A 23,667-nucleotide genomic window follows, 5' to 3' on the forward strand; every position below is an offset into this window, starting at 1 on the left:
ATTTAGAAGATTGCTTAAATAAACGAGAATAGCGCAACATAATAGTAAAGAAGGGTAGGTGTGAACCGCTGAGGTGAGAGTACGCAGCGGGTAGAGATGGAAAATGAATCAAGAATTTTAATTGTAGATGATGAGGATCGTATTCGTCGTTTATTGAAAATGTACTTAGAAAGAGAACAATACACAATTGAAGAAGCAGATAATGGTGATACAGCTTTAGAAATGGCGTTGCAAAATGATTACGATTTAATCTTATTAGATCTTATGATGCCTGGTAAAGATGGCATTGAAGTATGTAAAGGGGTTCGTGAGAAGAAAGCGACACCAATTATTATGCTGACAGCAAAAGGTGAAGAAGTAAATAGAGTACAAGGATTTGAAGTTGGAACAGATGATTATATTGTAAAGCCATTTAGTCCACGTGAGGTCGTGCTACGTGTGAAAGCGGTATTACGTCGTGCTGTACCAACAACATTCTTTACACAAGATACAACGACAAAAGATGTTACTGTATTCCCGCACTTAACAATTGATAACGATGCACACCGTGTTACTGCAGATGGTAATGAAGTAAACTTAACGCCGAAAGAATATGAGTTACTATTATTTTTAGCGAAAGCTCCTGATAAAGTATTCGATCGTGAGCAATTGTTAAAAGAAGTATGGCAATATGAATTCTTCGGAGATTTACGTACAGTTGATACGCATGTAAAGCGTTTACGTGAGAAGTTAAGTAAAAAATCACCAGATGCTGCGAAGATGATTGTTACCGTTTGGGGCGTAGGTTATAAATTTGAGGTTGTGAACGACTGATGCTTTGGAGAAGTGTAGTAGGGAAGTTATGGATGACTATATTACTTCTCGTTTCGTTTGTGCTTGGATTTGTTGCGATTTTACTTTCACAGTTTTTTAGAACATATTATGTTGATATGAGTGAAGATAGGCTTCAAAAAGTTGCAACAAGTGTTTCAGAGTTAATTGAAGAAGGTGCCGATGTAAAAACGATTGAGAATATCGCGTACAAATTCTCTGATTCACTTTCAAGGATCATTATTGTAGAAGATGGTAAAGAAATATCATCTTCGCCGAAACAAGAAGGGTTAGTCACTCTTACAATGGATGATTTGAAAGAAGATAAAGAATTAGCGGCTGTTTTCACAGACAAAAAAGAAATTAAGAATAACATTAGAAAAGCCTCTAATAGTAGAAAGAATAAAAACACTGAAAATGATATTATGATTGTCGGAAAACCAGTGCAGTCAAAAAATCAAAGTGCAGTGTTCGTATACGAATCTTTACAAGTACCGATACAAGGCATGGAGAGAACGACTGATTTTATATTCTTATCAGCAGGGATTGCGATTATATTAACAACGTTCTTTGCATTCTTCTTGTCTACTCGAATTACAGCACCACTCCGTAAAATGCGTGAAGTTGCTTTTGAGGTGGCGCGTGGGAAGTTTGATGCGAAAGCTCCTATGGTGTCTCAGGACGAGATTGGTGAGCTTGCAACGGCCTTAAATCAAATGGGGAAACAGTTGAAGTTTAATATGAATGCACTGCAGCAAGAAAAAGAACAGTTAGCTAGTATTTTAAGTAGTATGGCAGATGGGGTTATTACGTTAAATCAAGAAGGTGAAGTCGTTGTAATTAATCCGCCGGCCGAACATTTCTTACAAGTTTGGCAAGAAGAAAAAGAGATAGAGCTAAGTAAAAAACTACCTTCTGAACTTGTGGAACTATTCCATCTTGTTGTAGAAAGTGAACAACAACAAGTTGTTGAAATTAATTTACAAAAAGGGAACTATGTAGTTCTTATGACGCCGCTTTACAATCAAACGAAAATTCGTGGAGCTGTAGCGGTACTGCGAGATATGACGGAAGAACGCCGTCTTGAAAAGATGCGTCAAGACTTTATTGCGAATGTATCGCATGAACTTCGTACACCAATGGTAATGCTGCAAGGGTATAGTGAAGCGATTTTAGATGATATTGTGCAAACGAAAGAAGAAATTGATGATTTTGTTCAAATCATTTATGATGAATCCGTTCGTTTAGGTAAACTTGTAAATGAATTATTAGATTTAGCACGCATGGAAAGTGGTAATGTAGAGTTACATATAGGTGAAGTTGATATTCATCCTTTCGTTGAAAAAATAGGTCGTAAATTCCAAGGGATTGCAAAGGATAAAGAGGTCGCGTTAACGGTTGATTTCAAAGATTCAATTGAACAATACCCGTTTGATGCAGATCGTATGGAGCAAGTATTGACGAATTTAATTGATAACGCAATACGTCATACAAACGCAGGCGGACATGTAACGCTTGTAATTGATTCGAAAAATAATGGCCTCATTTTTGAAGTACAAGATTCGGGTGCAGGCATTCCAGAAGAGGATATTCCATTTTTATTTGATCGTTTCTATAAAGCTGATAAAGCAAGAACACGTGGGAAAAAGGGTGGAACAGGACTCGGGCTTGCGATTGCGAAAAATATTGTTCAAGGTCATGATGGTAAAATTTCTGTTTCAAGTGTTGTTGGAGAAGGAACTACATTCTCTGTATATTTACCGAATCGTATAATTTAGATATGTGTTTTTAAAGTTGATAATGAATAAAGTTCTGCTGTTTTTTATTTTTTTGTAAACTCAATTAAATAAAGAATGGTAGAACTTTTTTCTATGTTGCTCGAATAAAGAATAACAAGAGAGGTGCTGTGAAGAAATGAAATTATATACAAAAACAGGAGATAAAGGAACGACAAGTGTAATAGGCGGTAGGGTTGATAAAGATGATATCCGTGTGGAAGCGTATGGAACAATAGACGAGGCGAATTCTCATATCGGATATGCAATGACTAAGCTTCAAGGCGGGACTTATAGAGATATTTACAATGAGCTTGAAAATATTCAACATGAGCTATTTGATTGCGGAGGAGACTTGGCAATAGTGGAACAAAAAATTCCTTATAAGGTGACAATTGAGATGGTTGAAAGCTTAGAAAGAAAGATTGATTTGTATATAGAAGAAGCACCGCCGCTAGAGCGCTTTATTTTACCAGGTGGAAGCGAGTCGGCAGCTGCTATTCATATTGCACGTACAGTTGTAAGGCGAGCAGAACGATGTATCGTGTCCTTACAAAAAGAAGGAGAAATAAATGAAGTTGTTCTAAAGTATGTAAATAGATTATCTGACTATTTATTTGCAGTAGCTAGAGTAATAAATGCCCGATTACAAGTGAAAGATGTGGAGTATAACCGTAGTGCATTAGTTTTTCGTGATAAGAAAGAGAAGGAAGTGGAGTAATTCACTTTCTTTTTTTGTATACTTTTTTCTGTAATATACCAAAATAGAGAAGGTATGGTGGTAATTAGAAAACGGAGGATGTATATGAAAGTTTTAAAATGCGGAGTCATGTTATTGAGTATACTGTTTGTATCTCAATTACATGTTTATGCAGAAGAAAATCGATGGACATGGCCTGTTGAAGGTCAGATAAGTGATTATTTTGGGACAAGGCATGGAAAACACTATGGTATTGATGTAGCTGCACCGATTGGAACGCCTGTGGCAGCTATCCAAGATGGTAAGGTAACGAAGTCTTATTATTCAAGTAGTTATGGAAATGTTGTATTTATTAAACACGGAGAATATGAGGCTGTATATGCACATTTAAATAAGAGATATGTGGGTCAAGGAGATTATATTTCAAAAGGTGAAAAAATTGGAGAAGTAGGGAACACGGGAGAATCGCGAGGTGCACACTTACATCTAGAACTTCATCAAGGAAGATGGACGATGGCGAAAAAGAATGCGATGAACCCATTGCTTGTTTTAAGTGAACAAAGAAATGAAGTTGTTTCTTCATCATTATATGTCGTACAAAAAGGGGATACTTTAGTTAGTATTGCACGGAAATTTAGTATGACACTTAAGGAAATTAAAGAAAAAAATGGATTGCAGCAAGAGCTAATTTATCCTAATCAACAATTATATGTTAAGTAAAGGTAACGTCTCAAAAATTAAACTTTGAATATTCTTAAATAAGGTTCAATGTAAATGAAATTATATGGGCGCTTCTGCTAGAAGTATTGAGTGAATTAGAGTATTTATATCTAAAAGAAAACCGTCCCAAAATTTATTTTGGGACGGCTTCTTTTACCAAAAAATAAAGACACATATAAATCCAGAAATAGCTAAATAGCTATATAAGTAAAAAACTTTTGTTCTTGTTTTCTCTTTTGTTCGAAACAGTACGATAGTCGGTTCAATTAAACCGATTGTCAAACAAAGTAGGCCAAGAAGCATACAACCAATCGAAATAGAATACAGGGCGATTTGTGGTGCTTGAAATGGAATCATCCATTTTAATAAAAATGCAATAAGTGCAGTGTAACAAATGCTACCGATGTATTTATTCAGTGGTGTATTAGAACGAAAACCAGGAAGTTTTTTTAAGAAAGAGCGGGAAACAACTTCTGTTTGTAAAGATGTATGCTCTTCAATAATTCTTTGAGCTTCTTTTCCTTTTTGAAAAAGGGATAAGATCCAATTTCGCTCACCCTGAAAAATAAATTGAGAAGTTGTCAAATAGTGATCAATCTTCACTTTACTCCAACTTTTCCACGGATGACGCTCACACAATTTTAATTTACTTTCTGTTTTTTTATCATACTGATAAATACTGATGCCATCTTCATCGAAAGTAGCATAGTATGTCTCGTTTGAGAATGTGCCTAAATCAATTGGGCAGTAGAAAAGTAATTCTTTTTTTAAGTAAAAGTATTCTTTTCTTAAGTTTTTTTTCATTGCTTCTCGAATAGAATGTCTCTTTTCTTTTTTCATGACATTTCCTCCATAACTCAGAAAATGTTCTTATCTTAACAATTCAATATCTTATCACTTTTAATTATATATGACTAGGTAATTCAAAAGAGAAATGCCGAATAATAAAAAATATGGATTGTATTGTAAAATATCTCGCAATTTATTTATTGTTACGAAAAATAAATAACTAATTTTAAATAAGTTACAATTTTTTTGTTCACAATGTTATGAGGTTGTTGTATAATGAAGGGGAAAATAGAATATCGGTCTATCTTCGGGGCAGGGTGAAAATCCCGACCGGCGGTGATGAACTATTTATGATTTTGTTCTAAGCCCGCGAGCCGTTAAGGCAGGATTTGGTGTGATTCCAAAGCCGACAGTACAGTCTGGATGGGAGAAGATGGAGGTTCAAGCGTTCAAAAAAGATATGGATTTGAACGTCTGTTTGATGTGCCTTAAATTCTCCCTTTGTGTAAAACACAAAGGGTTTTTTCGTTCTATGAAAAAATAGGCATAGCAGAACCTTTCCACTTTCCATGAGAAGATCGATGGAAAAGGAGAGAGAAAGATGAAACAAAAAAACAGTGTGGTGCAGATGGTGAGTGTAGCGATGCTAAGTAGTATTGCATATTTACTAATGATGTTAGATTTCCCGTTCCCAGGGCTTCCGCCATTTTTGAAAATTGATTTTAGTGATGTACCAGCTCTAATTGCAGCAATTATCTTTGGACCAGTAGCTGGAGTGATTGTAGAGGCAATAAAGAACATTTTACATTACGGGATTCAAGGAAGTTTAACGGGAGTACCAGTTGGAGAAATTGCAAACTTTATTGCAGGATGTTTATTTATTGGACCAGCAGCTTTCTTATTTAGAAAGTATCGTACTGTGAAGAGTTTAACGACAGGGTTAATGCTAGGGACAATTACAATGGCACTTATTATGAGTGTATTAAACTACATCATCATATTCCCGGCGTACACTTGGTTTTTAAATTCACCAGCTATGTCTAGCGAAGCTATAAGAACAACGGTTGTAACGGCAATCTTACCATTTAATTTAATTAAAGGAATTGTTGTAACAATTGTATTTGTGGCATTATTCTCACGCCTGAAAGTATGGGTGTTTGCAAAAATGAAAAATGCATAATATATATAAACCATTAGTAGTGTGGAACTACTAATGGTTTTTTATTAAGGAAAATAAAATTTAGATACAAAAAATGCCCCTCATCAATATGAGGGGCATTTTTTGAAGTTAATAAAAGACTATTCAAATTTTAAAGCGTCTCCGTCGAATGATTCGTCAGCAACTTTAATTGAGTCAGTTGGACAGCCTTCGAATGCATCCATCATATCTTCAATTAATACATCTGGAATTTCAACGATACCTTGGTTATCGTCTAATGTTACAAATGCAATACCTTCATCATCATAGTCATAAATGTCTGGTGCAGCAGCGCCACAAGCACCACATGCAATACAAGTATCTTTATCAACGATTGTATATTTTGCCATCTTTTTTCCCTCCTGATAATATGTATGTGAAAAGCTTGCCATAAAAATTATAACCTTATTGTAAAACGGTTTGTAAAACTTTTCAACATAAAATTATAATGATAATGCTTATCAATTAGAGTGTCAACTTATTTTTGAATTATGTCATAAGATTTTCAAAATACGTAAATATGATTTCGTTTGATACAATAGAATATATACAAGTATATAGTTCTTATTATGATAAGTTTAATGAGCGACAGTAGATAGTGTAATTGTACTGAAAAGAATGAAGTTAAGATTGGAAGGTGGAAGCGGTCATGCAAATACAATATACTTTGTTGCATTGTTTAAAACAATTGAATGGTGAAAGAACCGTTTCATCTATTTATTATTTACTAAAGGGCAAACGTTCTTCGCAAACTTTACAAGATGGAAATATGTTTAGAATTTCTTTTTTGTTCGGAATATATAAATCATTAAATAGAAATGACTATGATGGTGAAGTTGTAAAGTTGTTGCAAGCAGATTTTATTCAAGAAATACATGAAAATACATATGTGTTAACACCTAAGGGTAAAACGCAGTTACATAAATGGGAGGAAGTTTATGCTTTTCCAGCGCATTTGCATGGTTTACATTATGGAGAATTAGGTGAAACATTTTGGAAAAGATTGTCATTGATTATTCAAACTATATCAAATTTACAACAGAATAATACTAAGTTTATCCCGATTCAACAAGATACAGAAATAATGATGTGGGTGAAACGTTTTCTAACAGGAAGGCCATATAAGAGAAGTGAATTGGCGAGAAAACTGTGGACGGAAGTACATAATCTTTTAGAAAAAAGTAATGCGATAGAAGCGACGATTGTAACATATCGACTAACGGGTTATGAACGGATTGGTTGTACATTGCAACAATTAGCAGAAATTACGAAACAAGATATGTTCAGGGTGTATTTTTTATTTTGGGGTACAATGCATTTCTTTATACAAGAAGTTCGTGATAAAGAAAATGAATTTCCGCTATTAGCTGAAATTATATCTTATCCAAATGAGAGAGCTGAACTATTTAGTTTATCCACGAAAAAAACATATAATTTTTGGAGACAAGGGCGTTCTTTAGAAGAAATAGCAACGATTCGGAATTTGAAGGTTGCAACGATAGAAGATCATTTTGTTGAAATTGCTTTGCGAGAAAAAGATTTTTCTATTGAAATGTTTATGGAAAAAGAAAAGATAGACAAAGTAATAAAAGTAATTGAAGCATTGCAAACGCGGAAGTTACGTGTTTTGAAACAAGCGATTGGAGAAGATATCTCTTATTTTGAAGTTCGTCTTGTATTAGCGCGGATGGAGGGTGTAAATGAAACTTGAAGAATATTTATATAAGTGGTTTGGATATTCTGAATTTCGTCCAGGTCAAAAAGGAGTTATTACAGATTTATTAGAAGGAAAAGATGTGATAGCAATGCTTCCGACTGGAAGAGGAAAGTCTATGTGCTATCAGTTTCCGGGGCTTATGCGAGAAGGAACAGTGCTTGTTGTATCGCCGTTATTATCTTTAATGGAAGATCAAGTGACACAATTAAAGTATGTTGTGAAAAACCGAGTGATAGCATTTAATAGTTTTCGGACATTAAATGAAAAAAGAGAAGCGATGAAAAAATTATCTTCATATAAATTTATTTTTGTTTCACCAGAGATGTTACAGTCGGAGTTATTAATTAGGGAATTGAAGAAAATTCATATTTCATTATTTGTTGTTGATGAGGCTCATTGTATTTCTCAATGGGGTTATGATTTTAGACCGGACTATAAGAAACTAAATGTAGTTATTGAAAATATTGGTTCTCCTACAGTGTTAGCATTGACAGCCACAGCGACAAAAGGGGTACTGCAAGATATCGCAGACAGTTTAAATTTAAAGGGTGCCGCGGAACATGTATACTCTATTGACCGTCCTAATATTGCAATGGAGGTGCAATTTGTAGAGACGATAGAAGAAAAGAAAGAGGCGCTTTTGGAGCAGGTGATGTATTTACAAGGGCCGGGGATTGTATATTGTTCAAGTAGAGCGTGGACAGAAAGGTTAACGGAATACTTGAGAGGGAAAGGTGTTACTGGTGTAGCTTTTTATCATGGTGGTATGGAACATGAAGAGCGTATGTTAATTCAACAGCAGTTTATGAACGATCAATTGCAGCTTGTAATATGTACAAGTGCATTTGGTATGGGGGTAAATAAGGCGAATACGCAATATATTATTCATTTTCATTATCCAACTAATATAGCTTCTTACTTACAAGAAATCGGAAGAGCTGGAAGAGATGGCAAACCGAGTATAGCTATTTTATTGTGTAGTCCGTTGGATCATGATTTACCACTTTCAATCATTGAGGATGAATTGCCAAGTAAGTCGCAAATACAATTTTTATTTTCTTTACTACAAGAAAGAATGTTTCAAACGAAAGAATTACCAATAGAAGATGTAGAAGAAATTTGTTATAATGCAGCAAGATTTAATGAGCAATATTGGCGTTTCGTTCGTTATCATCTCGAACAGGTTGGAATTATACAACAACGAAGATTATTATTAGAGGGTTTGTCAGATGAAATTATGAACCGATTAATAGCTGAAGTAGAAATAAGGTTGCGTAATAAATATAGTGAATTAGAAAATATGAAGTCATGGATACGAGTTAAAGGATGTAGACGTGAATATGTGCTGCAACAGTTCGGTTATAGGAAAGAGAAAGAGTTAAATAATTGCTGCGATTATTGCGGTATTACAAAAGAAGATTATAAAAAAAGACGAGCGCAACAATCGGATTTCGACTATAATTGGGAAACAGAGTTACAAAAGCTTTTCGGCCTAGAAAAGATGGAGGAATGATGAACATTCAAAGGCATAATGTTGAAGATATGAGTCCGCAGGAAATAAGGCTGAATCTATATATAACACAGTTAATTATTATCGGTATTGGCTGTTTACTAGCATATATATTATTTCAAGATGTAAAAGAAGTGTTTAATTTATGGAAATGGGAACCAGTATCTATACTTATTATAGGTGGTTTGTTAGCGATTGGTATTGTGTTATTAGATTATGTTGCAATGCGAGTGTTTCCAGAGTCTTGGTTTGATGATGGTGGTATTAACGATAAGATGTTTCGAGGAATGTCGGTTCTACATTTACTCGTTATTACGTTCGTAATCGGTTTTGCAGAAGAATTTTTATTTAGAGGTGTAGTGCAGACTCATTTTGGAATTGTAATTGCGAGTTTAGTATTTGCAGTGTTACATATTCGTTATATAACAAAGCCATTTTTGTTTTGTTTCGTCTGTTTCATTAGTTTTGTCTTTGGTTATGTATTTGAATGGACAGGGAATTTGTTTATAACAATCTTTGCACACTTTCTTGTTGATTTTATAATGGGACTCCAATTAAGAAAATAAATGGAAGGTGGTGGTGAACAACATGAGGAAACGAATTCCTGATTTTGAAGAGGAATTAGAAGTTGAGCGAGTGGAAGAAAAAGAAAGTTTACCGCCGCGTAGTGAAATTCATAGAAATAAAGAGAAAAAACAAAAGTTTAAAATAAATCACATTTTCGTCCGGGTTTTAACATTTCTATTCATTCTGCTGCCAATTAGTATTTTGTGGTATACGGATAAATATATTCAGGTGAAGGGCGATAGTAATAATGCCGGGAAAAGTGCGTTTGAAGTAATCTTCTTTGATTCAGCTAAATCTGATTCACAGAAACAGTCTGAAAAAGCGATAACGCATACTGTGAAAGAGGGAGAAACTTTAGAAAGTATAGCGAAGCAATATTTTTCGGATGAAAATGGGATTGAAGTCATTAAAAAGTATAATAACTTGCAAGAAGATGAAGTGAGTGCAGGGCAAGAATTAAAAATTCCGATAAAAGATAAATCCACAAAGCAAGAGAGCTAGTGAATTAGGCGATCACAATTTGTTATAAAAGCCTAGGATTATCTTTATGAGGAGGGGAGTAAAAAATATGATATGGATTATATTATTCAGTACTCTCATAGGCATGGGGATTTTATTACTTCTTGTGATGTATAAAGAAGCGACGCGTAATACGGTGTTGGAACATACTTTAGTATTTAAAGAATTTCCGAAAAGTTTTCAAAAAGTAAATGTGTTTTTTATTTCTGATATTCATAGAAGAGTTATTTCGAATTTGTTAATTGAACAAGTAAAAGGAAAAGTAGATCTAGTAATTATCGGAGGAGATTTAGCAGAGAAAGGTGTCTCTTTATCAAAAATCTCTGCGAATATCCAAAAGTTAAGAGAGATAGCTCCTGTATATTTTGTGTGGGGAAACAATGATTATGAGATAGAATATCATGAATTAGATGCGTTATTATTAGAAAATAACGTAAAAGTTTTAGATAATACAAGAGTGGTATTTGAGTCTGAATTAGGAGAGAGAATTTGTTTGCTCGGTATAGATGATGTTGGATTGCACCGTGATCGTCTAGATTTGGCATTGGCGGATTGTAAAGAAGAAGGTTTTCGTATCTTAGTTAGTCACAACCCTGATATAATAAAAAAGATGTCTGGAAATGAGCAGATTTCACTTGTATTAAGTGGACATACGCATGGGGGACAAATCCGATTATTCCCATCTAAAAAATATTTAAAAGGTGGCGTATATAACCATTTGAATACGATTCTCTTTGTTAGTAATGGGTACGGAACAACATTGATACCACTTCGTTTCCGAGCACCTGCTCAAACACATATCATTACATTGTGCGGAGGGAAATGATGCCAACTCTTAGTGGAAAATATAATATAAAAGCTGTTTCGAATATAATTGGAGTTCAGCCGAGTACGCTTCGTGCATGGGAAAGACGATATCAAATTATTGCCCCAAAGCGGAATCAAGCTGGGCATCGTTTATATACAGAAGAACATATTCAAATTTTAAAATGGTTAATGGAAAAAGTTTCTTCCGGTATGATGATTGGACAAGCAGTTCAGTTATTAGAAGAGAATCGTTTGCAGAGTACAGTTCAAAAAGAGATACCTTTCGATAAAGAAGTTGTTTTAGTGGACGATTTGCTACAAGCTTTGTTAAAATTTGATGAAATTACAATTACTGCATTATTAAACGAAGCTTTTAGTATATATTCAACAGAGAAGGTTGTTGCCAGTATCGTTCTTCGAGTGACAGACAATTTATTAATGTCAAAAAATAATAATGAGATTTCAATGGCGCAATTCCAATATGCACTATCATTTTTACAAACGCGTCTAGGAATGGTGTATCACAATGCCTCAATGTTTTCCTCTTTACACAAAGTTATTGTGTTAGAAAAGAATGCATTGCAAGGATTTATTTTTTCAACGTATTTACGCTTAAAAGGATATGAGGCGATATATATTAGGACAAGCTTAGCTGAAGATGGTATGTTGTCAGCGGTAGAAGAAATACAGCCGAAATATGTATTTGTATCTTGTGCTGACGAACAAGAAATGAAAAAGACGATGAACTTTATAAATTTATTACAAGAAAAAAGGGAATCTCTTTCTGTTGGCTTTATCGGAAAGCTAGGCGTTCTAAACCAGTTGGACATTGAAACAACCTTAATTGGTGATACAAAAGAAGAATGGGATGAATGGTTAAAAATGTCGGAATAGTTGTTCGAAAAGAACCATCTATTTTCTATTTCATATAATAAAAATTAGATGCATTGGTTACGTAGGGAGGGTATGAGATGAGGCTGGAACGATTAAATTACAATAAGATAAAAATTTTTCTAACATTTGATGATTTATCTGAACGAGGATTAACGAAAGAAGATTTATGGAGAAATGCGCCGAAAGTACAGCAATTATTTCGTGATATGATGCAAGAAGCAAATAAGGAATTAGGATTTGAAGCAGATGGTCCGATTGCAGTTGAAGTATTTTCTCTACAAGCACAAGGGATGGTTGTAATTGTAACGAAAGAAAATCAAGAAATGGATACAGATGATGAGTTTCGTGACGAGTTTATTGAAATGCAAGTGACTCTAGATGAAAGTGAGCATATATTATATGAGTTTGCTACGCTAGATGACATAATTAACCTGTCGAATCGCTTATATAACCTTGGTGTAACTGGCGGAAAGCTATATACGTGGGATAAGCGCTTCTATCTTTGGATGGAAGAAGAGGAACAAATTCAATTGTTAAAGGCGGATTTTATAGCTATTTTAGCGGAATACGGTAATCCGTCTACCGCAACTATTTATCGCATCATGGAGTACGGTAAAGAATTAATGGATTTTAATGCGATAGAACAAATACACAATTACTTTGTGAAAAAACAAAACCTCAGCTAATACAACATAGCTGAGGTTTTGTTTTTATTTGGATAAGGGAAGGGATGATTGTAAATACTCCAACATACTTTTTTAAAATAAAATATGCAGTTTTATGGGAGTATGTTTGAGTAAAATAAAAAATATTTAAATATTTAAGTATTTTACTTTTCTAAAAGTAATAAAAGGACTATAATAATAGTGAAAACGCTTGCAACAGAAAATAGTTTGTATATATTTGTTAGCGTTTTCTATTGCATTCCAAATTTAAGGGTGTATACTAGGCAATGAAGGTTTACTAAACAAGTGAAATTACAGGGGGTTTACTTACTATGGTAGCCGAAAAGGGAACTCAAACAAAAACACAACAACAAAGGGAACAACATTTTGAACTATTGAATTCAACACAAATTGTTATTAGTGAAGCGTTAGAAAAATTGGGTTATCCAAACGAAGTATATGAATTATTAAAAGAACCAATTCGTATGATGACAGTGAAAATACCAGTTCGTATGGATGACGGGACTGTTAAAATATTTACAGGGTATCGTGCACAACATAATGATGCTGTTGGTCCAACGAAAGGTGGAATTCGCTTCCATCCGAATGTAACAGAAAATGAAGTGAAAGCACTTTCAATCTGGATGAGTTTAAAATGTGGTATTGTTGATTTACCATATGGTGGAGGTAAGGGTGGAATTATCTGTGATCCACGTGAAATGTCATTCCGTGAGTTAGAAAGATTAAGCCGCGGTTATGTACGAGCAATTAGCCAAATCGTAGGTCCGACGAAAGATATTCCAGCTCCAGATGTATTCACAAACTCTCAAATTATGGCATGGATGATGGATGAGTATAGCCGTATTGATGAATTTAATTCACCAGGATTTATTACAGGTAAACCGCTTGTATTAGGTGGATCACATGGCCGTGAAACAGCAACAGCGAAAGGTGTAACAATTTGTATTCGTGAAGCTGCGAAAAAACGTGGCATTGATATTAAGGGTGCACGCGTTGTTGTCCAAGGGTTCGGTAATGCTGGTAGCTTCTTAGCTAAATTTATGCATGATGCAGGTGCGAAAGTTATTGCAATCTCAGATGCTTACGGTGCGTTACATGATCCAAACGGATTAGATATTGATTATTTATTAGACCGTCGTGATAGCTTCGGTACAGTAACAAAGCTATTTAACAATACAATTTCAAATAAAGAATTGTTAGAACTTGATTGCGATATTTTAGTTCCAGCTGCAATTGAGAACCAAATTACAGAAGAAAATGCTAATGATATTAAAGCGAAAATCGTTGTTGAAGCTGCAAATGGTCCAACAACATTAGAAGCGACTAAAATTTTAACAGATCGCGGAATTTTACTTGTTCCAGACGTGTTAGCAAGTGCTGGTGGTGTAACAGTATCTTACTTTGAGTGGGTACAAAATAACCAAGGATACTACTGGACTGAAGAAGAAGTAGAACAACGTTTAGAAAAAGTAATGGTAAGATCATTTGATTCTATTTATGAAACAGCACAAGTTCGTAAAGTGAACATGCGCTTAGCGGCGTACATGGTTGGTGTTCGTAAAATGGCTGAAGCAAGCCGCTTCAGAGGTTGGGTATAAAATATTATATCTTGAGAAAACGTGATTTCCTTTCGAGGGAATCACGTTTTTTTGTTGAAGTATTAAATGAGGTGTTATATATGGAGAATGAAATGCTGGAACGAGTAGAACAATTAGAAGAAAAGGTTAAGAGGTTAGAGGGAGAACTTGCAAGAACGATGAAAGCTCGAAAAGTAAGTACCGTTAGAATGTTCGGGGAAGGGCTACTGTTTTTGATATTTGGTGTGGTTGTAGTAGGGCCGATTATTGCCGTTGTAATCTCAATTTTTACTTGGCTTGCTGAAAAATAAAATAAAAATAAAAAAAGAACGCTTGTTCTATACGAACAAACGTGCTATACTCTCCTTAGATAAACAAAACGGAAATGATTTTAAGGAGAGATAAATGATGAAAATGACAGTAGACCAAAGATTTATGATGCCAGCAGATGTTGTAGAGCGAGTGGAAGTATTACGAAACAAACAAAGCAAGCGTGGCACATTATTACAATCGGTAAATAAATTTTTCGGTTTAGATACGAAAGAAGATTGTGTTTGGTTTTACGGTTTTTATGGAGTGGCTGTAAGTATCTTGTTGTTTATGGTGTTCACTTCAAATATTTTCGATTTTCTCTTCGTGTAAGAAATATGCGATAAGGACGTTGCTACCGAATACATATATAAGGAAGTAAGGTAATCTTCTAGAGCGGGAGTTGGTAGCAATGGCGATGTTTCCTATAGAACGCAACTATATTGGATATGGAAGTTCACGGCCGGGGATTCCTCTGACTAAAGTGAGATTTATTGTAAGCCATGATACGGGGAATCCAGGAAGCAATGCGATAGGAAATCGAGATTACTTTAATGAATTACAACCGAAAGCTTCGGCGCATACATTTATAGATGATAAAACAATATTGGAGATTATTCCTATAAATGAAGTTGCGTATCATGTTCGATATGGTGTGCCGACGGATAATGACTTATACGGCTATGACGCGAATAAGGCGGCCATTGGAGTGGAACTTTGTTATGGCGGTGATGTTAACTTTTGGGAAGCATATAATCGTTTTACATGGTATCATGCGTATTTATGCCAAAACTTTGGCTTAAATCCGAAAAAAGATATCGTGTCACATAAAACGCTTGATCCAGCTAGAAAGATTGATCCTGAGAATGTATTAGGGAAACAAGGTATTAAATTTCAGCAGTTTTTAGCAGATGTCTATCGGATGTACGTTTCGTTTAGATGACAAATATATGAAAAATGAATACAATAAAGATAGGTACCTACTGCTGTAAGTAGGTTTTTTCTTGTTTTTATAAATAGTGTATTGGTAGAAGACTAGGAGTGAACGAGTATGCAGAAAGAAACAGTTATTATAATCGGAGGCGGTCCGTGCGGATTAGCGGCAGCGATTTCGTTGCAAAAGGTAGGGATAAATCCGTTAGTAATTGAAAAAGGAAACATTGTAAATGCCATTTATAATTATCCAACTCATCAAACATTTTTCTCTTCTAGTGAAAAATTAGAAATTGGTGATGTAGCTTTTATTACAGAAAATCGTAAGCCAGTTCGAAATCAAGCGCTTGCGTATTATCGTGAAGTAGTAAAACGTAAATCTGTACGTGTAAATGCTTTTGAGCGAGTGGAGAAAGTTCAAAAAGATGGAGGAGTTTTTCAAGTTGAGACGACAAAGTGTGACGGAAGTAAAGAAACATATATAGCGAAATATATTGTTGTAGCAACTGGATATTATGATAATCCAAATTATATGAATGTTCCAGGTGAGGGATTGAAGAAAGTAGCTCACTATTTTAAAGAGGGGCATCCTTATTTTGATCGAGACGTAGTAGTTATAGGTGGGAAAAATTCGAGTGTAGATGCCGCATTAGAACTTGTTAAAGCTGGTGCGCGTGTAACGGTACTGTATCGTGGAATTGAGTATTCGCCAAGCATAAAGCCTTGGATTTTGCCGGAATTTGAGGCGTTAGTACGAAACGGTACAATTCAAATGCATTTCGGGGCTTATGTGAAAGAAATTACTGAGCATACATTAACGTTTACAGTTGATGGTGAAGTTTATACAATCCAAAACGATTTTGTATTTGCGATGACTGGTTATCATCCTGATCATAGCTTCTTAACGAAGATGGGTGTTCAGATTGATGAAGAAACAGGACGTCCAATTTATACAGAGGATAGAATGGAAACGAATGCTGAAAATATTTTCATTGCAGGTGTCATTGCTGCTGGAAATAATGCAAATGAAATATTTATCGAGAACGGTAGATTTCATGGAGATGCGATTGCGCAAACAATTGCATCAAGAGAAAAATAAAAAGGAGTTGTCGAGAAAATCTCGACAACTCCTTTCTATTCGTGCATAAACATATTTTGAATGGATTCATGAGAATTTGTATTCTCTAATGCGACAAGTAATTTAATACGTGCTTTTTGTGCATTTAAGCCGTATGTGAATACAACGCCCATATCTTTTAAGTGTTTACCGCCACCTTCATACGAATATACGTCTTGAACGATACCGTTGAAACAGCGAGAAACTAATACGACAGGAATACCTTTATTTAATAATCGTTCTAGACTAGGAAGTGTTCTTGGAGGTAGATTACCTTGTCCGAGCGCTTCGATAACAATACCGTCTACAGGAAGATTTTCGATTGCTGCTAATAATGTATCATCCATGCCAGCATATGCTTTTAGAACAACTACATTTTTAGACACTGTGTTTATCGTATATGTTTCATGATGTACTAAAGCGTGATGGAAGACAACGCCGCGTTTTGTTACCATTCCAATTGGTCCGTATTGTGGGCTTTGGAATGTTGCGACATTACTTGTATGTGTTTTCGTTACATTTGTAGCGCAATGAATTTCGTCATTTAATACGACTAAAACACCTTTTTCTGCAGCTTCATCACAACTAGCAACCTTTACAGCTGATAAGAAGTTATATAGGCCGTCAGCACCTAATTCATTGCTAGAGCGCATTGCACCTGTCACAACGATCGGAATAGTTGCTTGTACTGTTAAATCTAAGAAATAGGCTGTTTCTTCTAATGTATCAGTACCATGCGTAATGACTACGCCATGAATGTTGTCTTGTTTTACTCTTTCATCAATGATGACTTGTAATTGTAACATTTCGCTCGGTGTCATATGGGGAGATGGTAAATGGAACACATCTTCAACGATTAAATCAACATCGCCTTCTAAATCAGGAATGAATTTTAAAAGAGGATTTTTTTCACCTGGTTGTACGACTCCAGTTTCTTTATCCTCCTCCATTGCAATTGTTCCACCTGTGTGTAAAACTAGGATTCTTTTCAATTCTTATACCCCTTTCAAGTAAAAAATACATTTAGAACATAACATGTTTTTAGTAAATTCGACAATGGAAATGTATAAAAGTATGCCTCGCAAATGACAATAAAATTAACTGCTATATGTACGATGTATAAAATTACGAAACGAGATGTGTAAATATAGTATAGGAGGGAGCAATTACGGTGGAAAAGATGGAGAGAATTTTTATTCGTATATTAATAATACAATTTATTTGTCTTTCTGTTGTGCAATTGTTATTTATACATAAGTCATCAGTGAAATATTTATCTAAAATTGTTTATTATGAAGGTGTCATGGTAAAAGACAAAGCGGAAATCTTACAGGTGAATAGGTAGTTTTCATTTTCTTCTATGAAGGATTATGCTACAATAATTGAGGATTTAATGACGTGAAGCAAATGAGAAGAAGCAGGGTGAACACCTGCTTTTCGTTTTGTTTTATAAGTGAAAAAATGAGGTGTTACAATGGATAAACGAATTTCAATTGCTATAGATGGTCCAGCAGCTGCTGGTAAAAGTACAGTGGCAAAAGTTGTTGCGAAGGAACTTTCTTACGTTTATATTGATACAGGCGCAATGTACCGTACGCTTACATATGCAGCCCTTGAACAAAAAGTAGATATTGAAAATGAAGAGCAGTTAATGGAAGTTGTAAGGAATGTAAATATTGAATTTCAGCAAGGAGAAAATACACAGCTTGTATTTTTAAATGGACAAGATGTTTCTGAAGTAATTCGTACACCTGATGTGACGAATCGAGTATCTATTGTAGCAAAGCATCGCCTTGTTCGTGAAGAAATGGTACGCCGTCAGCAAGATTTAGCGAAAAAAGGCGGTGTTGTAATGGACGGCCGTGATATTGGTACACATGTATTACCGGATGCTGAAGTGAAAATCTTTATGCTTGCTTCTGTTGAAGAAAGAGCGGAAAGAAGACATTTAGAAAATTTAAATAAAGGTTTCGATTCTAATTTAGAGCAGCTAAAAGAAGAAATTGCTCAGCGTGATAAATTAGATTCAGAACGCGAAGTTTCTCCACTAAAAAAGGCTGATGATGCATTGGAATTAGATACGACTTCTTTATCAATTGAAGAAGTTGTCCAAAAAATTATGAGTATTGTTTCAGGAGTGTTTGCGAAATAAAGAAAGGGGATGATCCCCTTTCTTTTTTGTTTAAATAGAAATGTAAAGGATACGTGAATTGTGAGTCTCTTTCCTTGACAAATGAGCTGATTTGTAAGAAGTTAGTTAAAGAGGAATAAAACTGTCAGAATATATTCGCTATTATATTTCAAAACATACTTTTTTCAAGCTGGTTTTGCTGTATACTATTTATATAGGTTTAATATATTTTCTTATGAATGGTATTGAAAAAAGTATGTGATGAGAAATTCTTAAACATGCAAATGAAAACTTTGTTTTCATTTCGTATATACATAAAAAATGCTTTGTCAATTCTGTAGGGAGGTATTTCCATGGTAGAGAAAATGAATGAAGAAGTTATGGATTCAAAAGAATTACAAGTTGGTGACGTTGTTACAGGTTCTGTAACGAAAGTTGAAGAGAAACAAGTGCTTGTAAATGTTGGATACAAAACAGATGGCGTAATTCCAATTAGTGAATTAGCTAACGTTCATATTGAAAAAGCAAGCGATGTTGTAGAATTAGATCAAACACTAGAGTTGAAAATTATTAAATTAGAAGAAGATGATCTTGTCTTGTCTAAACGTGCTGTTGATGCAGAAAAAGCATGGGTAGAATTACAAGAGAAATTTACTTCTGGTCATGTGTTTGATGTTACTGTAAAAGATATTGTGAATGGCGGATTAGTTGTGGATCTTGGGGTTCGCGGTTTTATCCCAGCTTCACTTGTAGAAGTACATTATGTAGAAGACTTTACTGACTATAAAGGTAAAACGTTAGCGGTGAAAATTGTTGAATTAGACCGTGAAAAAAATCGTGTAATCCTTTCGCATAAAGCGGTAGTAGAATTAGAACTAGATTCTAAGAAAAAAGAAGCAATTTCTTCATTAAAAGAAGGGGACGTTGTTGAAGGAACAGTGCAACGATTAACTGACTTTGGTGCTTTCGTTAACGTTGGTGGCGTGGACGGTTTAGTTCACATTTCACAAATTTCACACGAACGTGTAGAGCAACCTTCTGAAGTTTTAGAGCAAGGTCAAAAGGTTAAGGTAAAGGTGTTATCTGTTGATGCTGATACACAACGTATTTCTTTATCGATTAAAGCAGCTCAACCAGGACCTTGGGAAAACGTTGCTGGCGAAATAAAAGCTGGAGATATTCGTGAGGGCGTAGTAAAACGCCTTGTTACATTTGGTGCATTCGTTGAGATTTTACCTGGCGTTGAAGGACTTGTACACGTATCTCAAATTGCAAATCGTCACGTGAAAAATCCGAATGAAGTATTGGAAATGGGACAAGAAGTAAAAGTGAAAGTACTTGAAGTTCACGCAGCAGAGAAACGTATTTCTTTAAGTATAAAAGAAGCGCTTGAGGAAAATAATGTAATTGAAGATTATAGTCAGTATGAGCCAAATGCTGATTCTGCTACTTTCCAATTAAGTGATATTATTGGTGAACAACTGAAAAAATTAAAGAAATAATGAGGGGTACAAGTGGTAAGGGCAAAACGTAAATTAGATCATATTGAATACGCTCTTTCTACTGGTCAGTCTCGTACGCATGGCTTTCATGATATTGATTTTGTGCATCAAAGCTTGCCAAATTCAAATTATGACACAATAACATGTGAAACAAAAATCGGCGAACTTTCACTAAGTTCGCCGATTTTTATCAATGCGATGACTGGTGGTGGAGGAGAGAAAACGTTACATATCAATGAGCAATTAGCATATGTAGCGAAACAACATAACCTTGCTATGGCTGTAGGTTCGCAAATGGCGGCGTTAAAAGATGAAAGTGAGGCTGCTTCTTATAAGGTGATCAGAAAGGTAAACCCAAATGGTATTTTCTTTGCTAATTTAGGTAGTGAGGCAACTATCGAGCAGGCAGAGCGTGCCGTTGATATGATTGAAGCGAATGCATTGCAAATTCATTTAAATGTCATACAAGAGTTAACGATGCCAGAAGGAGACCGTGATTTTACTGGCGTACTTCAGCGTATTGAGAAAATTGTTTTAAATAGTAAAGTTCCTGTCATTGTAAAAGAAGTTGGATTTGGGATGAGTAAGGAAACAATGCAACAGTTAGCGAACGTAGGTGTAACGGCAATTGATATTGGTGGGCAAGGTGGTACGAATTTTGCTGCTGTTGAAAATGAAAGAAGACAGCGAATGCTTTCTTATTTTAATAACTGGGGCATACAAACAGCAACCTCGATTATTGAAGCAACCTCTACAAATAATAACCTCTCTTTTATTGCATCAGGGGGTATACAGACAGCGCTTGACGTAGCGAAAGCAATCGCATTAGGGGCGAATACAACAGCGTTTGCTGGTTACTTTTTACGTATTTTAATGCAAGATGGTATCGAGAAATTAGTGGATGAAATTGAGCTTCTACATACAGATTTGAAATTTATTATGACAGCTCTTGGTGCGAAGACGATAGAAGAGTTGCAATCTGTACCTCTTGTTGTAAAAGGTGAAACATATCATTGGTTAATGCAGCGTGGTATTGATACTGCGCATTATAGTAGGAGATAAAAAATCAACCGTTCGGTTGATTTTTTGTTTTCTTTTCTTTCTCGTAATATAAAGTGGAGAATGGAATTGGTATTTTATAAAAATTGTAATTGAAAAAAGGTTAAAAAATGAAGATGATTAGTTACTGGATTTTTGAGAGGACTTGCTTTTATAAGGGAAATAGGTGGGGGTAAAAGAAGTGATAGGAGGATATAGTACACAAAATATTATTTCAATATAAATAAAAATCATTAAAATGATTATGCAAAAGACGGTTTCGTACAACATCGAAACCGTCTTTTTGTATTAATTAGTGCTGGTTTTGTTTTCGAGCCTGCTCTGGTGTATCAAGTCCAGTTGCACCTGGATATTGTAGTGATTGATTACGATCAGATTCAACGCGGCGTGATTCTCGTAGTTTTCGTTCTTGGCGATCTTTACCCATAATAAATAACACCTCCTTGTTAAAAGTGTTGCTGTTATAAGAAAAAACTATGCGTAAATAAAGTGGATTAACTTTCATAAAAAGTTCCCATAATGGAAAACATAGGAGGTGAAGTTGATGGATGGAAGTACTTTTTATTTTGTAGCTTGGATAGGGTGGATCATCGTAACCTTTTTTATGAAAAAGGACCCTATTCGGTGGAAGTTAGGCGCTTGTATAATGATTTTTATAATTTGCTCTCCGTTACATGTAACGATTGCCTCATTCGTGGTATCAGTAAATGCTCTTCTACTTTGTATTATTTCTTTTATAGGAATTACGCTATATTCTGTTTGGAAAAAATTATATAGCTTACTTTCGGCACTTATTATTGCAATGTTATATACAAGTTTTCATTTGTTAGAAATATATGATCCGATTTGGATTGTGGTGGATAGAGTGTTTCTGCTAAGTAGTGCTCTTGTGTATGCATCGGTGTTATTGCATGGGGATCGCATATTACGATTATGTTCCCTATATGTAGGGATGTTACAAGGAGAGTTGCTAGTGACATTTATTTTTCGGAAATTGAATTTTCCATATGATTACGGTAGTTTAGCATTTTTTGATATCGTCGCCGTTTCTACATTATTCATGGCAGTATTGTTTTGGATTGCAAAAGCATCAGTATACATGGAACAGTTTAAGAGAAAAACACGTAAAAGAAAGGCGAGGGTAATGCATGACTGAATATACATCAGCCATTTTATGCGGCGTAATAGCGGGGACAGTTACAAGAGTGTTAATGCTTCGGACGGATACGCGGCAATATCCGACGAGGCTGCATGGGAAAATTATTCATATTGCAATGGGGTTAATTGCAGCTGCTTTAGGAGCGATTGCAATCCCGTCTATTTTGAAAAAAGATTTTTCTGCCATTACATTTCTTACGTTAGCGGCAACACAATTTCGTGATGTACGTAATATGGAAAGAAACACGCTTCAACAATTAGATGGATATGAGCTCGTACCGCGTGGAAATACATATATTGAAGGAATTGCATTGGTTTTTGAAAGTCGCAACTATTTGGCGATGTTAACGTCGTTTGCAACGACATTTGCGTATATAGGGTTCCGTTCATGGATTGCGGGAGTAATTATGGCTATAATCGCATTTTTTATTGCGAAAAAATTAATGTCTGGAAAAAGGCTACATGATCTTGTTGAAATTGAGCACGTGCCCCTTCGTTTTGAAGGGGCAGGACTGTATATTGATAATATTTATATTATGAATATTGGATTACCGGCGAGGCAAGAAGAGATTATGAAATATGGCATGGGGTTTATTTTAAAACCGAAATCAATTGATGCGATGGTGACAATCTCAAATTTAGGGCAACGGCAAGCTGTTTTACACGATGTTTCGGTGGCGCTAGGGATTTATAGAGATTCTGGTACACCAGCGCTTGTACCGTTAGCAAAGCGTGATTTAGAGGATGGTAGGGTTGGAATTTTTGTCTTACCGCAAGATCAAGATGCAGAGAAAGCGATAAGTGTTATAGGAAATGTACCAACGTTAGAAAGTGCCGTCCATATGTCATCGGAAGCCCCGAAAGGAAGGGGAGATAAGAGATGATGTTAGAAAGCGTTATCCTGGCAGTTATTACAACAGCGCCAGAAAAATTTGCAGGTGGTGCTCCTTTATTTGTTTGTGAGTCGATGGAGGAACTAGAATTTGTTGCAAATAATTTAGAGGCAATTTTAGATGGTATTGCGCATCGCTTACAAGAGAATGTATATATTATTGTGAAACATTAGGAACGTGTGTTATAATGTGAGGTGTTTTGATACGTTGAGAAATATTCTGGAATGCAAATCCCTTCTTGCACAAAGAAGGGTTTTTTACATAATAAACAGAAGCAAGTTGAAAGGATGAAAGTA

General features: G+C 35.2%; 28 protein-coding genes and 1 riboswitch. Of the genes, 24 read left to right on the top strand and 4 right to left on the bottom strand.

Translation table 11 applies throughout. The annotated features are described in order from the left end of the window. Positions 1 to 96 precede the first annotated feature (96 nt). The 4 genes from resD to DOS87_RS07605 all read left to right on the top strand — a co-directional run bounded on the left by resD (position 97) and on the right by DOS87_RS07605 (position 4,005). Positions 97 to 813 carry a DNA-binding response regulator ResD gene (resD, locus tag DOS87_RS07590; protein WP_000426861.1) on the top strand — a complete coding sequence of 239 codons (717 nt, stop codon included), beginning with the start codon at positions 97 to 99 and terminating at the stop codon, positions 811 to 813. Then, positions 813 to 2,588, top strand: a complete 1,776-nt coding sequence (gene resE, locus DOS87_RS07595) for a sensor histidine kinase ResE (protein ID WP_000964692.1) — start codon at positions 813 to 815, stop codon at positions 2,586 to 2,588. The genes resD and resE overlap by 1 nt, the downstream gene beginning before the upstream one ends. A 136-nt stretch (positions 2,589 to 2,724) precedes the next feature. Then, a complete protein-coding gene (locus DOS87_RS07600; protein WP_000781274.1) occupies positions 2,725 to 3,306 on the top strand; it encodes a cob(I)yrinic acid a,c-diamide adenosyltransferase in 582 nt (193 codons plus the stop codon). A gap of 84 nt (positions 3,307 to 3,390) precedes the next feature. After that, positions 3,391 to 4,005: a peptidoglycan DD-metalloendopeptidase family protein gene (locus tag DOS87_RS07605; RefSeq protein WP_000866113.1), complete on the top strand. Its 615-nt coding sequence runs from the start codon at positions 3,391 to 3,393 to the stop codon at positions 4,003 to 4,005. Positions 4,006 to 4,158: 153 nt separating this feature from the next. Here the strand turns inward: DOS87_RS07605 and DOS87_RS07610 are convergent, their stop codons facing one another. Continuing rightward, a complete protein-coding gene (locus tag DOS87_RS07610; RefSeq protein WP_000711799.1) occupies positions 4,159 to 4,845 on the bottom strand; it encodes a hypothetical protein in 687 nt (228 codons plus the stop codon). Positions 4,846 to 5,093: 248 nt separating this feature from the next. Then, a riboswitch (FMN riboswitch) is annotated at positions 5,094 to 5,233 on the top strand. A 162-nt stretch (positions 5,234 to 5,395) separates the two neighbouring features. On the opposite strand from DOS87_RS07610, the gene DOS87_RS07615 reads away from it, so the two are divergent. Continuing rightward, on the top strand, positions 5,396 to 5,974 hold the full coding sequence (locus DOS87_RS07615) for an ECF transporter S component (RefSeq protein WP_000810856.1): 579 nt from the start codon (positions 5,396 to 5,398) through the stop codon (positions 5,972 to 5,974). Positions 5,975 to 6,093: 119 nt separating this feature from the next. On the opposite strand, the gene DOS87_RS07620 is transcribed toward DOS87_RS07615, so the two are convergent. Continuing rightward, on the bottom strand, positions 6,094 to 6,342 hold the full coding sequence (locus tag DOS87_RS07620) for a ferredoxin (protein WP_001151993.1): 249 nt from the start codon (positions 6,340 to 6,342) through the stop codon (positions 6,094 to 6,096). A gap of 299 nt (positions 6,343 to 6,641) precedes the next feature. Here DOS87_RS07620 and DOS87_RS07625 point away from each other — a divergent pair, with 299 nt between their 5' ends. The 12 genes from DOS87_RS07625 to DOS87_RS07680 all read left to right on the top strand — a co-directional run bounded on the left by DOS87_RS07625 (position 6,642) and on the right by DOS87_RS07680 (position 16,610). Next, entirely contained in the window at positions 6,642 to 7,703 is a 1,062-nt protein-coding gene (locus DOS87_RS07625) for a YpbB family protein (RefSeq protein ID WP_001167015.1), read from the top strand. Then, positions 7,693 to 9,222, top strand: a complete 1,530-nt coding sequence (gene recQ / locus DOS87_RS07630; protein ID WP_000762978.1) for an ATP-dependent DNA helicase RecQ — start codon at positions 7,693 to 7,695, stop codon at positions 9,220 to 9,222. Before DOS87_RS07625 ends, recQ begins: the two co-directional genes overlap by 11 nt. Next, positions 9,222 to 9,785 (top strand): CPBP family intramembrane glutamic endopeptidase, encoded by a 564-nt coding sequence (locus DOS87_RS07635; protein ID WP_001025781.1) that lies wholly within the window; start codon positions 9,222 to 9,224, stop codon positions 9,783 to 9,785. The genes recQ and DOS87_RS07635 overlap by 1 nt, the downstream gene beginning before the upstream one ends. 22 nt (positions 9,786 to 9,807) lie before the next feature. Further along, entirely contained in the window at positions 9,808 to 10,287 is a 480-nt protein-coding gene (locus DOS87_RS07640) for a LysM peptidoglycan-binding domain-containing protein (protein ID WP_001231548.1), read from the top strand. A gap of 67 nt (positions 10,288 to 10,354) precedes the next feature. Then, the gene (locus DOS87_RS07645) at positions 10,355 to 11,131 is read left to right on the top strand and encodes a metallophosphoesterase (RefSeq protein WP_000637802.1); all 777 of its coding nucleotides are present in this window, start codon (positions 10,355 to 10,357) and stop codon (positions 11,129 to 11,131) included. Further along, positions 11,131 to 12,006 carry a MerR family transcriptional regulator gene (locus tag DOS87_RS07650; RefSeq protein WP_001142721.1) on the top strand — a complete coding sequence of 292 codons (876 nt, stop codon included), beginning with the start codon at positions 11,131 to 11,133 and terminating at the stop codon, positions 12,004 to 12,006. Before DOS87_RS07645 ends, DOS87_RS07650 begins: the two co-directional genes overlap by 1 nt. Positions 12,007 to 12,083: 77 nt before the next feature. After that, positions 12,084 to 12,692 (top strand): genetic competence negative regulator, encoded by a 609-nt coding sequence (locus tag DOS87_RS07655; RefSeq protein ID WP_001235399.1) that lies wholly within the window; start codon positions 12,084 to 12,086, stop codon positions 12,690 to 12,692. Between the two features lie 311 nt (positions 12,693 to 13,003). Then, positions 13,004 to 14,290, top strand: coding sequence for an NAD-specific glutamate dehydrogenase (gene gudB / locus DOS87_RS07660; RefSeq protein WP_000225173.1), 1,287 nt, complete (start codon positions 13,004 to 13,006; stop codon positions 14,288 to 14,290). Between the two features lie 80 nt (positions 14,291 to 14,370). Then, the gene (locus DOS87_RS07665; protein WP_000426765.1) at positions 14,371 to 14,580 is read left to right on the top strand and encodes a hypothetical protein; all 210 of its coding nucleotides are present in this window, start codon (positions 14,371 to 14,373) and stop codon (positions 14,578 to 14,580) included. A gap of 94 nt (positions 14,581 to 14,674) precedes the next feature. After that, positions 14,675 to 14,911, top strand: a complete 237-nt coding sequence (locus tag DOS87_RS07670; protein WP_002083150.1) for a DUF3961 domain-containing protein — start codon at positions 14,675 to 14,677, stop codon at positions 14,909 to 14,911. A 79-nt stretch (positions 14,912 to 14,990) separates the two neighbouring features. After that, a complete protein-coding gene (locus tag DOS87_RS07675) occupies positions 14,991 to 15,521 on the top strand; it encodes a peptidoglycan recognition protein family protein (RefSeq protein WP_001240655.1) in 531 nt (176 codons plus the stop codon). 108 nt (positions 15,522 to 15,629) lie between these two features. Further along, positions 15,630 to 16,610 carry a YpdA family putative bacillithiol disulfide reductase gene (locus DOS87_RS07680; RefSeq protein ID WP_208730233.1) on the top strand — a complete coding sequence of 327 codons (981 nt, stop codon included), beginning with the start codon at positions 15,630 to 15,632 and terminating at the stop codon, positions 16,608 to 16,610. Positions 16,611 to 16,645: 35 nt separating this feature from the next. On the opposite strand, the gene ansA is transcribed toward DOS87_RS07680, so the two are convergent. Then, positions 16,646 to 17,620 (bottom strand): asparaginase, encoded by a 975-nt coding sequence (gene ansA, locus DOS87_RS07685; protein WP_000822011.1) that lies wholly within the window; start codon positions 17,618 to 17,620, stop codon positions 16,646 to 16,648. A gap of 179 nt (positions 17,621 to 17,799) precedes the next feature. Here ansA and DOS87_RS07690 point away from each other — a divergent pair, with 179 nt between their 5' ends. The 4 genes from DOS87_RS07690 (at position 17,800) to DOS87_RS07705 (ending at position 21,323) form a co-directional block, all read left to right on the top strand. Further along, positions 17,800 to 17,973: a YpfB family protein gene (locus DOS87_RS07690; protein WP_000413849.1), complete on the top strand. Its 174-nt coding sequence runs from the start codon at positions 17,800 to 17,802 to the stop codon at positions 17,971 to 17,973. A gap of 129 nt (positions 17,974 to 18,102) precedes the next feature. After that, the gene (gene cmk / locus DOS87_RS07695) at positions 18,103 to 18,780 is read left to right on the top strand and encodes a (d)CMP kinase (RefSeq protein WP_000361254.1); all 678 of its coding nucleotides are present in this window, start codon (positions 18,103 to 18,105) and stop codon (positions 18,778 to 18,780) included. 332 nt (positions 18,781 to 19,112) lie between these two features. Next, positions 19,113 to 20,261, top strand: a complete 1,149-nt coding sequence (gene rpsA / locus DOS87_RS07700) for a 30S ribosomal protein S1 (protein WP_000229557.1) — start codon at positions 19,113 to 19,115, stop codon at positions 20,259 to 20,261. A 12-nt stretch (positions 20,262 to 20,273) separates the two neighbouring features. Further along, positions 20,274 to 21,323, top strand: coding sequence for a type 2 isopentenyl-diphosphate Delta-isomerase (locus DOS87_RS07705; protein WP_000251041.1), 1,050 nt, complete (start codon positions 20,274 to 20,276; stop codon positions 21,321 to 21,323). 289 nt (positions 21,324 to 21,612) lie between these two features. Here DOS87_RS07705 and DOS87_RS07710 read toward each other — a convergent pair whose 3' ends face one another. Beyond that, entirely contained in the window at positions 21,613 to 21,747 is a 135-nt protein-coding gene (locus tag DOS87_RS07710; protein ID WP_000513902.1) for a YpzI family protein, read from the bottom strand. Between the two features lie 117 nt (positions 21,748 to 21,864). On the opposite strand from DOS87_RS07710, the gene DOS87_RS07715 reads away from it, so the two are divergent. Genes DOS87_RS07715 through DOS87_RS07725 form a run of 3 tightly spaced genes read left to right on the top strand, consistent with a single transcriptional unit; the run spans position 21,865 to position 23,544 of the window. Further along, positions 21,865 to 22,476 carry a YphA family membrane protein gene (locus tag DOS87_RS07715; protein WP_000349104.1) on the top strand — a complete coding sequence of 204 codons (612 nt, stop codon included), beginning with the start codon at positions 21,865 to 21,867 and terminating at the stop codon, positions 22,474 to 22,476. After that, positions 22,469 to 23,362 (top strand): YIEGIA family protein, encoded by an 894-nt coding sequence (locus tag DOS87_RS07720; protein ID WP_000141605.1) that lies wholly within the window; start codon positions 22,469 to 22,471, stop codon positions 23,360 to 23,362. The genes DOS87_RS07715 and DOS87_RS07720 overlap by 8 nt, the downstream gene beginning before the upstream one ends. Continuing rightward, positions 23,359 to 23,544, top strand: a complete 186-nt coding sequence (locus tag DOS87_RS07725) for a capping complex subunit for YIEGIA (protein ID WP_000979048.1) — start codon at positions 23,359 to 23,361, stop codon at positions 23,542 to 23,544. The genes DOS87_RS07720 and DOS87_RS07725 overlap by 4 nt, the downstream gene beginning before the upstream one ends. Positions 23,545 to 23,667: the final 123 nt, after the last annotated feature.

It is taken from the genome of Bacillus sp. CR71 (assembly GCF_003429245.1).
Lineage (GTDB): Bacteria > Bacillota > Bacilli > Bacillales > Bacillaceae_G > Bacillus_A > Bacillus_A thuringiensis_S.